Annotated in this window: 6 protein-coding genes; 5 read left to right on the forward strand and 1 reads right to left on the reverse strand. The window is 42.0% G+C overall.

The features are described 5' to 3' along the window. The first annotated feature begins 62 nt into the window (after positions 1–62). Positions 63–3851 carry a DUF7149 domain-containing protein gene (locus tag EWV68_RS14260; protein ID WP_287170192.1) on the forward strand — a complete coding sequence of 1263 codons (3789 nt, stop codon included), beginning with the start codon at positions 63–65 and terminating at the stop codon, positions 3849–3851. Between the two features lie 56 nt (positions 3852–3907). Here EWV68_RS14260 and bioD read toward each other — a convergent pair whose 3' ends face one another. Further along, a complete protein-coding gene (bioD, locus tag EWV68_RS14265; protein ID WP_002763308.1) occupies positions 3908–4582 on the reverse strand; it encodes a dethiobiotin synthase in 675 nt (224 codons plus the stop codon). Positions 4583–4942: 360 nt separating this feature from the next. Between bioD and ilvB the strand changes: the two genes are divergently transcribed. From ilvB to prmA, 4 genes are all read left to right on the forward strand, one after another. Beyond that, the gene (gene ilvB / locus EWV68_RS14270; protein ID WP_287170193.1) at positions 4943–6796 is read left to right on the forward strand and encodes a biosynthetic-type acetolactate synthase large subunit; all 1854 of its coding nucleotides are present in this window, start codon (positions 4943–4945) and stop codon (positions 6794–6796) included. Positions 6797–7131: 335 nt separating this feature from the next. Beyond that, positions 7132–7281, forward strand: a complete 150-nt coding sequence (locus EWV68_RS14275; protein WP_287170195.1) for a hypothetical protein — start codon at positions 7132–7134, stop codon at positions 7279–7281. Positions 7282–7388: 107 nt separating this feature from the next. Beyond that, positions 7389–8966, forward strand: coding sequence for a phosphoglycerate dehydrogenase (serA, locus tag EWV68_RS14280; protein ID WP_194033139.1), 1578 nt, complete (start codon positions 7389–7391; stop codon positions 8964–8966). Positions 8967–9099: 133 nt separating this feature from the next. After that, positions 9100–9996, forward strand: a complete 897-nt coding sequence (gene prmA / locus EWV68_RS14285) for a 50S ribosomal protein L11 methyltransferase (RefSeq protein WP_061432292.1) — start codon at positions 9100–9102, stop codon at positions 9994–9996. Positions 9997–10266: the final 270 nt, after the last annotated feature.

The following is a 10266-nucleotide window of genomic DNA, read 5'->3' on the forward strand; positions in this document are numbered from 1 at the left end:
ACCGATCATTTGGCAATGCTATAATTAAAATTAATCGGTAGTTTCCCTAGAGGTAAACTTTTATGATTGTCAATAAGCGAGAACTCAAACAAGCCTTAAATCGTGTGTACTTAAAAATCAAGCCTGATACTGAAACAATTCAGGTTTTTCAAGCTAATTTAACGCGCTTGTTGGAGCAATGTGACAGCAAAAAGTCGGAAGAGTTTAATAAAAATTTGCTGATAGATTTTTTAAAAAATACCTATTATACCGATCGCTATTTTATCAATACAAAAGAGCGCATTGATCTGGTGATTCATAATAACCAGGATGTTAACAGTCCAGTGGGGGTCATTTTTGAGACGAAGAAACCTACTCGGACAATAAATGCAGAAATGCCAAGACTAGATAATCTCAATACTAAGGCTTTTCAGCAGTTAGTTTTATATTTTCTCCGCGAAAGGGTGACGGATAAAAATCTTGAGATTAAACACTTGATCGTAACAAATATTTATGAGTGGTTTATTTTCGATGGCAAGATTTTTGAGGAGTTGTTTTTTGCTAATAAGGCTCTAGTTAACCAGTTTTGCGATTTTGAAGAAGGGAGACTGAGTAGTACGAAAACGGATTTTTTCTATCAACAAATTGCCGAACCAGCGATCACTAAAGTTATTGAGCAAATTAAGTTTACTCATTTTGATCTGCGAGATCTGGAAAATTTAGATTTGCTTGATATTTACAAGATTCTTTCGCCAGAACATTTACTTAAGTTACCTTTTGTTAATGACAGTAATACTTTAAATAAGCCTTTTTATAATGAGCTTTTGTATATTATTGGTTTGACGGAAATTAAGGAAAAAGGGAAGAAATTAATCAAACCAATGAAAGCAGGCGATCGCTGTGATGGTTCCCTGATTGAAAATGCGATTAGTCGGTTGGATAGTCTAGATAAGACTTCAAAATTAACTGAAGAGTTTGGAACTACGGATGAAGAACGGCTTTTTAATGTGGCGTTGCGGTTATCAATTAATTGGATTAATCGGGTTTTGTTTCTCAAATTATTGGAAGCGCAATTAATTAAATATCATCAAGGCGATCGAGATTTTGCCTTTCTCAATTTGGCGAAAGTTCCCAGTTATAGTGATCTCGATAGTTTGTTTTTTGATGTGTTAGCCAAGGAGAAAAATAAGCGCGAGGCTAAGGTTAAAACGATTTTTGCTCATGTACCTTATTTAAATAGTTCGCTATTTCTACCAACGGAGACGGAACAGCAAACGATTTTTATTGGCAATTTGCGGGAGCGAACTTTACCCATTTTTACAGCGACGGTGCTAAAAGATAATCAGGGTAATAAGCGAGTAGGTGAGTTAAATGCGTTGGCTTATTTGTTTGAGTTTTTGGATGCTTATAAATTCGATCGAGATGAGTTAGAAAATCCTCAAGAAGATAGCGAAAAGTTAATTAATGCTTCGGTGCTGGGGTTAATTTTTGAAAAGATTAATGGTTATAAGGACGGTTCTTTTTATACGCCGAGTTTTATTACCATGTATATGTGTCGGGAAACGATACGACGAGCGATCATACAGAAGTTTAATGAAGTAAAAGGCTGGAATTGTCAAACTTTAGATGATTTATATGAACGAATTGAGGATAAAAGAGAAGCGAATACTATTATTAATAGCCTGAAGATTTGCGATCCGGCGGTGGGTTCGGGACATTTTTTAGTTTCCGCTTTGAATGAGATAATCGCGATTAAGAGTGAGTTACGGGTTTTATTAGATAGTTCGGGTAAGTCGCTAAAAGATTATCGGGTAGAGGTGCGAAACGATAAGTTATTGGTTTATGATGATGAGGGGAATTTATTTGCTTATCATCCGAATAATAAAGAAAAGCAACGGGTACAGCAAGCCTTATTTCATGAGAAACAGACGATTATTGAAGGGTGTTTATTTGGGGTGGATATTAACCCTAATTCCGTGACTATTTGTCAGTTGCGGTTATGGATTGAGCTTTTAAAGAATGCTTATTATCGCGAGGATGGCAACTTGGAAACTTTGCCAAATATTGATATTAATATCAAGTGTGGTAATTCTTTGATTAGTCGCTTTGCTTTGGATGTGGATGTTAAACAGGTTTTACAGAAGCAGAAGTTTAGTATTGAGGAATATCGCAATGCGGTACAGACTTATCGCAATGCGGAAAATAAGGAACAAAAGCGGGAGATGGAAACGCTGATTGCTAAGATTAAGGCTGGGTTTAGTGCTAATTTATTAATTAGTGATCCTAAGAAGGTGAAGTTACGTCAATTACAAGGGGAGCTTTATAATCTGGAAAATCAGGGTTTATTGTTTGAGGAGACTAAGACGGAGCAAAAAGCGCGGGAGAAAAAAGTAACTAAGTTGAATAATGAGATTGATAAGCTAACTGCTGAAATTGCAGATATTGAAAGCGGTAAGCTGTATAATAATGCTTTGGAATGGCGGTTTGAGTTTCCTGAAGTGTTAAATGATGATGGTGATTTTGTTGGGTTTGATGTGGTGATTGGGAATCCTCCCTATATTTCAATACAAGATTTAAAAAAATCTAATTCTTTGGTTTGTGATTATTATTCTAAAAATTATCAAACAGCAAAAAAAGGCAACTTTGATATTTATCTTCCTTTCGTTGAAAAATCATTAAGCTTGTTAAATTCGCACGGTATAGTTGATTTTATAATGCCTTCTCTTTGGATTTATAACGAGTACGGAAAACCACTAAGAAGCTTAATGATTAAATCTCATTATTTATTAAGATTTTTAGATTTTGGCTCTACCCAAGTTTTTATTGATGCAACTATTTATACTGCTTGTCAACAATTTAGTAAAAGACCTAGACCTTTTTTTAGATATTTAAAAACAGAAGCTGATAACTTTGAGACTGAAGGATTTTCGGAAATTTATTTTTCTAGCTTAAATGAAAATAATTGGAGTTTGGGAAAAGAACATATTTTGTTAATCAAAGAAAAGCTTGAGTTAAATTCAAAACCTTTAGGTGAAATAGCGCAAATTTTTGTTGGGATTCAAACAAGTGCAGACAATATTTATCATTTACAAAAAATTTCGCAAGGAATATATTTTTCAAAAATACTAGATAAAGAAGTTGAAATTGAAGACTCTATTATGAAACCACTAATTTCAGGAACAGATGCTAAACGGTATAAAATTCCAAATACAAATAAATATTTGCTTCATCCTTATGAAGCGAGTGGTAATTTTGCTTTGTTTGACATTAATTTATTGAAAAATAATTATCCAAAAGCTTTTAGATATTTAAAAGATAATGAAGCTATTTTGAGAAGTCGAGAAAACAATAAAATGAATACTGATTTATGGTACGGATACAATTATCCTAAAAATCTTGACAAACAAACTTTATCAAAAATAGGAGTTGCTCAAACTGTCTCTGATTTACAATGTTTTCTTGATGAAAAAGGAGATTTTTTCTTAAATAACGTTCGAGTTAATGGAATTAAACCTATCAATGAAGATGAAGTAGATATAAAATATTTATTGGGTATTTTAAACTCTAAAGTTGCAAATTTTTATTTTAAATTAGTTGGCAAGCCAAAAGACAATGGTTTTTTCGAGGCGAACAAACAATTTATTTCGCCAATTCCCATTAAAATTGTAGATCACAAATATCAAATAAAAATTAAGTTATTAGTTGACAAAATTCTCACAGCTAAAAAAGACGATCCTAACGCTGATACAAGCGAATTAGAAAAGCAGATCGATCACTTAGTTTACAAACTCTATCAACTCACCTATAATGAAGTAAAAATCATTGATCCAGAATTTGCCCTAACAGAACAAGAATATCTGGACTTACCCTAATTTATTCTCCCTTTTGCCTCTTGCCTTGTGCCTTTTGCCTCGTCTCAACAAGCAATTTAAATGCTTGACAGCTTAATTTCCGGCCAACTAGCTACCACCGAGGCCAATTTATCCAAATCCCGACGATCTTCGATAAAGGGAAAAACACCTAAAACCGGACAATTAGTCAAGGATTGAATTAAATCGATCGGTGTTAACTGCTCTATCTCCGTCTCCGTGCGCGGTTCGAGACAATTAAGGATAATTCCGCCCAAATTGACCTTTTTTTGCTCTGCTAGGGCAATATTAGCCACCGTTTGGGAAATCGCTCCCAATTTCACCGGCACCACTAAAAGGGTTTTTAACCGCCATTGAGCCGCTAAATCCGCCAAAGTTAGCTCGTGGGTGACAGGACAACCTAAACCCCCCAAACCCTCAATTAAAACCAAATCTTGGCTTTTTTGTAGGTTCAGCAGAGCTTGCCACACTGTCCCTAAAGGAATATCTCGACCTTCCAAATCAGCAGCCACAGGAGGCGCTAAGGGTGCTTGATATTGCAGCGGTGTGATCATTTCTAATTGACCCTGAAATAAGCCCTCATACCATTCTCGATCGCCTTGACCCGTTTGCATTAATTTCATCAACCCCAAGGCCTTGGATGGATAGTATTTTTGCCAATAAGCCACTAAAGCAGTGGTGACAACGGTTTTACCCGCATCGGTATCCGTAGCCGCAATCAAAAGACTATTCATAAAACTCCCAGGCTCAGTCAAGATCAGGTAAAATCACCAATATTTATCATCTTATCCCCACTTCCCCACTTCCCCACTTCCCCACTTCCCCACTTCCCCACTTCCCCACTTCCCCATCACCCCACACCCCACTTCCCCACTTCCCCACACCCCACACCCCACACCCCACACCCCACACCCCACTTCCCACTTCCCCAGATATTGCATGGGTAAGATGCAAAAAGAAAAAAAACTGCAGCCAAAAAGGTGAGATGGAATACACTAAAAGTATAAGGTTATCAATTTTGCTATTTTTCAAGTTGCATCCTAGGCAACAGAATTGCAATTATCCCTCTAGTTAGAAATTGGACGGTTTGCCCTGTGGTTTCATCACTTCCCAAGCCCAATAACTCTTTAACAACGGTTCCCCAGCGTTGTTCTGGTGCTTATGCCTTGATGGACAGTCTCAAACGTCATGGCGTTAAGCACATCTTCGGTTATCCCGGAGGTGCGATCCTGCCCATCTATGACGAACTCTACCGCTTTGAAGAGCGGGGAGAATTACAACATATTTTAGTGCGCCACGAACAAGCGGCCGCCCATGCCGCCGATGCCTACGCTAGGGCCACCGGCAAAGTGGGAGTCTGTTTCGGTACTTCCGGCCCCGGGGCGACCAATTTGGTGACAGGCATCGCTAACGCACACATGGACTCCATCCCGATGGTAATTATCACCGGTCAGGTCAGCCGGGCGGCCATCGGGTCCGATGCTTTCCAAGAAACCGATATTTATGGTATTACTCTCCCGATTGTTAAACATTCCTATGTGGCTAGAAACGCCCGGGAAGTAGCGAGAATCGTCGCTGAAGCCTTCCATATCGCCAGTACAGGACGACCAGGACCGGTTTTAGTCGATATTCCCAAAGATGTCGGTTTAGAACTATGCGATTATATCCCCGTCGAACCGGGAGATGTGAAACTAACCGGCTATCGTCCCACGGTTAAGGGCAATCGCCGTCAAATCGAGGCCGCTTTACACCTCTTGGAAACCGCCGAAAAACCTTTACTTTACGTTGGCGGGGGTGCGATCGCAGCGAATGCCCACGCCCAAATCGCCGAGTTTGCCGAGCGTTTTCAGTTACCCGTCACCACCACGTTAATGGGGATCGGTGCTTTTGATGAACATCATCCCCTCTCGGTGGGAATGTTAGGAATGCACGGCACCGCCTACGCTAATTTTGCCGTGACCGAGTGTGATTTATTAATTGCCGTCGGCGCTCGTTTTGATGACCGAGTAACGGGGAAATTGGACGAATTCGCCTCGAAAGCTAAGGTAATCCATGTGGATATTGACCCCGCCGAAGTGGGCAAAAATCGCGCCCCTGACGTGCCGATTGTCGGGGATGTGCGGGTAGTTTTAGAACAAATACTCCAAAAAGCCAGAGAATTTGATTATCCCACTAATTCCGATCGCACCCAAGCTTGGTTAGCCCAGATCGAGCGCTGGCGACAAGATTATCCCCTGCAAGTACCTCGACCAGAAGGCAGACTTTCCCCCCAAGAAGTGATCGTTGAGGTGGGTCGTCAAGCACCCCACGCCTACTATACCACCGATGTGGGCCAGCATCAGATGTGGGCGGCCCAATTCCTCAAAAATGGCCCCCGACGTTGGATTTCTAGCGCGGGATTGGGGACGATGGGTTTCGGTTTACCGGCTGCGATGGGGGTAAAGGTGGCTATTCCCGATGAGGAGGTCATCTGTATTAGTGGTGATTCCAGTTTCCAAATGAATCTACAGGAATTGGCCACCCTAACCCAATTTAATATTCATGCCAAGACGATTATTATTAATAATGGTTGGCAGGGTATGGTACGTCAATGGCAAGAAGCTTTCTATGGGGAACGTTATTCTAATTCCAATATGGAAGCGGGAATGCCGGATGTGGAACTGTTAGCCCAAGCTTACGGCATTAAAGGGATTACTATTCGCCATCGAGAAGAATTAGCCGCAAAAATTGCCGAAATGTTGGCCCATGATGGTCCAGTTTTGGTCAATGCGATCGTGACTAAGGACGAAAATTGTTATCCCATGGTCGCCCCCGGTCAAAGTAATGCGCGTATGATTGGTTTACCGAAAATTGTCACTGGGGGTTGTGAAATGCTCAATTGTCCCAGTTGTGGCGCGGTTAACAGTTGGAATAATAAATTCTGTCCTGAATGTGGGGCGAAATTGTAGCCAAACATTGTTAATTAATTAACCAGCCTCCGTTCAGGATAACGGAGGTTTTTGGCTTTTTCTCTACTGTTGAAACATCATAAGTAGGTAGGCGTTAAAAATTATCAGATGCCTCCTTATTAAGGGGGATACCCCCGCCTATCGGCACCCCCCTTATCAAGGGGGGCGGGGGGGATCGAACCTAAAATCCATTTTTAAGTAGGTAGGTATTAAAAACTTTGAGATCCCCCCGCCTATCGGCACCCCCCTTATCAAGGGGGGCAGGGGGGATCGAACCTAAAATCCATTTTTAATTTAATCATAACCAGCTACTTAGAAATTTTCAAATAGAAGCAATGGCAGCCCTAGAAAAGGCTTTAGAAAAAGAAGCAGAAAACTCGATCGCCCCCGTGATTAAATTAGCAATATCTGAGCGACAACGGCAAGAGGCTGACATCAACACCATGGACGACAAAGAGAAGGACAACCTAAAATCTTTTCGCTAATTTTGCCATAGACTGCACCCTTTGCTTCTAAAATGGGCTATTGCGGCTAGATACCAATATTGGTCTAGCATTTGCCCGTAGACTGAAAAAAGCACGTTATAAAGATTATGGCCAAAGTTCTGGTATCCGATTCGATCGATCCGGTAGGAGTAGAAATTCTGTCACAGGTTGCCCAAGTGGACGTGAAAACAGGACTATCCGCTGAGGAAATCATTCAAATTATCCCCGAATACGACGCACTGATGCTCCGTTCCAGTACCCGCGTCACCAAAGAAATCGTCGAAGCGGGCAGCAAACTGCAAATTATCGGCCGCGCGGGGGTAGGAGTCGATAATATCGATGTTCCCGCGGCCACTCGTCAGGGTATTATTGTCGTTAACTCTCCCGAAGGTAACACGATCGCCGCTGCCGAACACGCCTTGGCCATGATGTTATCCCTCTCCCGTCATATTCCCGATGCCAATCAGTCGGTAAAAGCGAATAAATGGGAAAGAAATCGCTTTATCGGCACAGAAGTTTATAAAAAGAACCTAGGAGTCGTCGGTTTAGGTAAAATTGGCTCCCACGTCGCCGCCGTTGCCAGATCCCTCGGCATGAAAATTCTCGCCTACGATCCCTTTATTTCCAAAGAACGGGCCGATCAACTCGGTTGCACCCTAGTGGATCTGGAACTACTCTTTGCCGAGTCCGATTTTATCACTCTCCACGTCCCGAAAACTCCCGAAACCCAGCATCTTATCGGTCGGGAAACCATCGCTAAGATGAAACCCACGGTCCGCATCATTAACTGTTCCAGAGGCGGCATTATCGATGAGTTGGCTTTAATTGAAGCCCTCGAATCCGGTAGAATCGCCGGGGCAGCCTTGGATGTATTTGAACAGGAACCTTTAGGCGAATCTAGATTAAGAGAATTATCTAACGTCATCCTCACTCCCCACCTAGGTGCATCGACTACGGAAGCACAGGTGGGTGTGGCTGTTGATGTGGCCGAACAAATTCGCGATGTCCTCCTCGGTTTGCCAGCGCGTTCGGCCGTTAATATCCCCGGACTAACTCCCGATGTTATGGAAAAACTGCGCCCTTACCTGCAATTAGCGGAAACTATGGGTAATCTCGTCAGCCAGTTAGCAGGAGGTCGCTGTGACTCGTTAAATGTCCGTTTACAGGGAGAATTGGCCACTAAAGACAGTCAACCCCTGGTGATAGCGGCAATTAAGGGTTTACTTTCCCAAGCCCTCCGGGAACGGGTAAACTATGTTAATGCGGCGATCGAAGCTAAGGAACGCGGTATCCGGGTAATCGAAACCCGGGATGCTTCCACCCGCGACTATTCGGGATCGATTCATTTGGAAGCTAATGGTTCCATGGGTACCCATTCCGTCACCGGAGCGCTGTTAAGTAACGGAGAAATCCGCATTACTGACCTCGATGAGTTCCCAATTAACGTGCCACCGAGTAATCATATGCTATTCACCCTTCACCAGGATATGCCCGGTATTATCGGCAAAATTGGCGCACTTTTAGGCAGTTTTAATGTCAATATCGCCAGTATGCAGGTAGGACGCAAAATTATTCGCGGTGACGCAGTTATGGCCCTGAGTCTCGATGATCCTTTACCAGAAGGTCTTCTCTCGGAAATTACTAAAGTCCCCGGTATCCGTGATGCTTATACAGTGAAACTCTAGATTAAATCAGTTATCAGTAAACAGTAATCAGTAATCAGTAATAAGTGAAAAGAAAGCTCTGAACTTGCCACTTAATACTGTTGACTGAAAACTCAAATCTGATAACTGATCCCTAATCACTGATAACTGATATATGTCTAATAGTTGGTGGGAAATTACGGTTTTGTGCGAACCTAGTCTCGAAGAAACGGTTTTCTGGAGACTGGAAAATTTTGGCTGTTCGGGAACGGCCACTGCTAAAAAACAATCCTCTTTAGAGATTAAGGCCTATATACCAGAAATTAAAGCGCAATTGCCCGATTTAGAGGCACTAAGCCTCTGGTTAAAGCAGGATGCTTTGATTTTAGGTTTTCCCGAACCTGTCAGCCATTGGCAGTTAATGGACGAGGAAGACTGGGCCAGCAGTTGGAAACAACATTGGCAAATTAGCGAGATCGGCGATCGCTTTTTGATCTGTCCTGCTTGGTTAAATCCCCCCGAAAATAACCAGAGATTGGTGATTAAAATTGACCCCGGTTCCGCTTTTGGCACGGGAACGCATCCAACCACGCAATTATGTCTAGAATCCCTAGAAATGCGTTTAAGTAGCCATCCAGAGCCTAAAATTATCGCCGATATCGGTTGTGGTTCCGGCATACTCGCGATCGGAGCGATTTTATTGGGGGCCAAAAAAGTTTATGCTGTCGATACAGATCCGCTGGCGGTGAATGCGACGCGCAGTAATCGCCATCTCAACCGAATTAACCCCGAAAATTTAGCTATTAATCAGGGTAGTGTCGAGGAGTTATTAGAATTAATTCCCGATGGTGTCGATGGCATCGTTTGTAATATTTTAGCCGAGACAATTATCGCTTTAATGCCCGAAATCAACCGTCTGGCAAAACCCACCACTTGGGGAATTTTAAGCGGCATCCTCGTCACCCAAGCACAAGCAGTTACAGATATTTTAGAACCCCAAGGCTGGACAGTGGCTGCCCTGTGGAAACGTCAAGAATGGTGTTGTCTTCAAATTCGTCGCGCTCTGGATTAATATAGCTATCAGTTATCAGCTTCTGAAAGCAAGAAGCAGCAAAAAAAATCTGGCAATTCTCCTACCCAAAAAGAAGGTTAGAAACTAAGTAGATTTAAGCTTTTAGCTTAACAAATGACAGTTTTCCACCACAGGGGAGTTCCAATGATACTTTACCGAAATTTTGGGTTAAAGCCCCGTCCTTTTAGGACGGCTTTTTAAACTATATCTTGTTAACTTAACTTTTATTGTGCTATACTGATTTTGTCTAAGTCCCCCCTGCGTAAAATG

Origin of the sequence: Microcystis sp. M_QC_C_20170808_M9Col, from assembly GCF_007095495.1 — a bacterium.
Lineage (GTDB): Bacteria > Cyanobacteriota > Cyanobacteriia > Cyanobacteriales > Microcystaceae > Microcystis > Microcystis aeruginosa.